Origin of the sequence: Sphingomonas sp. FUKUSWIS1, assembly GCF_000733135.1 — a bacterium.
Lineage (GTDB): Bacteria > Pseudomonadota > Alphaproteobacteria > Sphingomonadales > Sphingomonadaceae > Sphingomonas > Sphingomonas aerolata.
In genome coordinates, this window is record NZ_JPJC01000123.1 from 1 (window position 1) to 2,162 (window position 2,162).

Consider the following 2,162-nt stretch of genomic DNA (forward strand, 5'->3'; position numbering starts at 1 on the left):
GCCTGTCCGCAGGCGAGCGTCGCGACGCGCGACCTCGCGCGGCTGCTGGCACCACTGGTCGCTGGCAGCCTGCACGTGTCGGGATGCGCCAAGGGCTGCGCGCGGGCGCGGCCTGCGGACGTCGTGCTGACCGGGCGCGACGGGCTGTTCGACCTTGCCCTGCACGCGCGCGCGGGCGCGCCGTCGCTGCTTGGCGCACTCGAACCCGCTCAGATTATCGCCCATTTCTCCCAGCCGTCCGGAGCTGCCTGATGCCCTATGCCTATGAGACCGACGGGGCCGCGATCTATCGCCAGTCGTTCGCGATGATCCGTGCCGAGGCGGATCTGGCGCGCTTCGATGCCGAGGAGGAGCCGGTCGCGGTGCGGATGATCCACGCTGCGGGGCTGGTCGCGCTGGCGGGGGATATCCGCTTTTCGCCCGGCTTCGCACGGACCGCGCGTGCGGCGTTGCGGGCGGGCGCGCCGATCCTGTGCGATGCGCGGATGGTGACCGAGGGGATCACGCGCGCGCGCCTGCCGGCGAACAATGCGGTGATCTGTACGCTGCACACGCCCGAGACGGTCGCGCTGGCGAAAGAAATGGCAACGACGCGTTCGGCCGCGGCGCTGGAGTTCTGGCGGCCGTATCTGGCGGGCGCGGTGGTGGCGATCGGCAATGCGCCGACCGCGCTGTTCTACCTGCTCACGATGCTGGAGGATCCCGACTGTCCGCGGCCGGCGGCGATCATCGGCTGTCCGGTGGGTTTCGTCGGTGCGGTCGAATCGAAGGACGCATTGTGGGCGGCGCAGCCGGTGCCGTGCGTGATCGTCGAGGGGCGGCTGGGCGGCAGCGCGATCACCGTCGCGGCGATCAACGCGCTCGCGAGCGCGGCGGAATGATCGGCGTGGCGGAGCCATCCGCGACCCTGGTGCCGCCGCCGGGACAGGTGGTCGTAACCGGCACGATCCACGGCGTCGGGCTGGGGCCGGGGGCGTGCGACCTGATGAGCGTGCGCGCGGATCGGCTGGTACGCGGCGCGCGCCACGTCGCCTATTTCCGCAAGGCGGGGCGGCCGGGACAGGCGCGGCGGATCGTCGAGGGGATGCTGCGCGACGACGTGATCGAATATCCCATGGAATATCCCGTCACCACCGAGATCGCATTGACCGATCCGCGCTACAACGACCGGCTGTCGGGCTTTTACGCGGGGTGCATCGATCACCTCGCGGCGCTGGCGCTGGGCGGCGAGGACGTGGTCGTGCTGTGCGAGGGCGACCCGTTCTTCTACGGATCGTTCATGCATCTCTATACGCGGTTGCAGGGGGTCGCGCCGGTCGCGGTCGTCCCCGGCATCACCGGCATGTCGGGCGCCTGGACCGCGAGCGGCGCGCCGATCACCTGGGGCGACGACGTGCTGACGGTGGTAATGGGGACGCTGCCCGAGGCGGACCTGGTGCGGCGCATCCGCGACACCGATGCGCTGGTGGTGATGAAGATCGGCCGCCACCTCGCCAAGCTGCGCCGCGCGGTCGCCGCGGCGGGGCGCGAGGAGGCGGCGTGGCTGGTCGAATATGCCGCGATGGCCGAGCAGCGCGTCACGCGGCTGTGCGAGGCGGATGCGGTCACGCCCTATTTCGCGATACTGCTGATCCACGGGCAGGGGCGGCGGCCATGATCCAGAGCGCAGGGGCTGGCTGGCTGGCGATTGCGGGGCTGGGGCCGGGGGATACCGCGCTGGTGACGCCCGAGGTCAGCGCGGCGCTGACCGAGGCAACCGACGTGATCGGCTATATCCCCTATGTCGCGAGGGTTCCGGCGCGCGACGGTCTGACACTGCATGCGAGCGACAACCGGGTCGAGATCGACCGCGCGCGCCATGCGCTCGAACTGGCAGCGGAAGGCGCGCGCGTCGTCGTCGTGTCGTCGGGGGATCCCGGCGTGTTCGCGATGGCGGCGGCGGTGTTCGAGGCGCTCGAGGCGGGGCCGGCGGCGTGGGGAGAGATCGACATCCGCGTGCTGCCGGGGATCACCGCGATGCTGGCGGCGAGTGCGCGCGCGGGGGCGCCGCTGGGGCATGATTTCTGCGCGATCAACCTTTCGGACAATCTGAAGCCCCAGGCGCTGATCGAGCGGCGCGTGCGGCTGGCGGCGGAGGCCGATTTCGCGATCGCCTTCTACAA

Annotated in this window: 3 protein-coding genes and 1 pseudogene; all 4 read left to right on the forward strand. The window is 71.1% G+C overall.

The window, feature by feature from the left end:
- Positions 1–252: pseudogene (locus sphsw_RS08700) on the forward strand (cobalamin biosynthesis protein CobG); the annotation flags it as partial.
- Positions 252–881: a precorrin-8X methylmutase gene (locus tag sphsw_RS08705; RefSeq protein WP_031440264.1), complete on the forward strand. Its 630-nt coding sequence runs from the start codon at positions 252–254 to the stop codon at positions 879–881. The pseudogene sphsw_RS08700 and the gene sphsw_RS08705, both read left to right, overlap by 1 nt.
- A 5-nt stretch (positions 882–886) precedes the next feature.
- Positions 887–1,657 carry a precorrin-2 C(20)-methyltransferase gene (cobI, locus tag sphsw_RS08710; protein ID WP_268745762.1) on the forward strand — a complete coding sequence of 257 codons (771 nt, stop codon included), beginning with the start codon at positions 887–889 and terminating at the stop codon, positions 1,655–1,657.
- On the forward strand, positions 1,654–2,162 hold a 509-nt coding region (locus sphsw_RS08715), incomplete at its 3' end, for a precorrin-3B C(17)-methyltransferase (RefSeq protein ID WP_031440266.1). The genes cobI and sphsw_RS08715, both read left to right, overlap by 4 nt.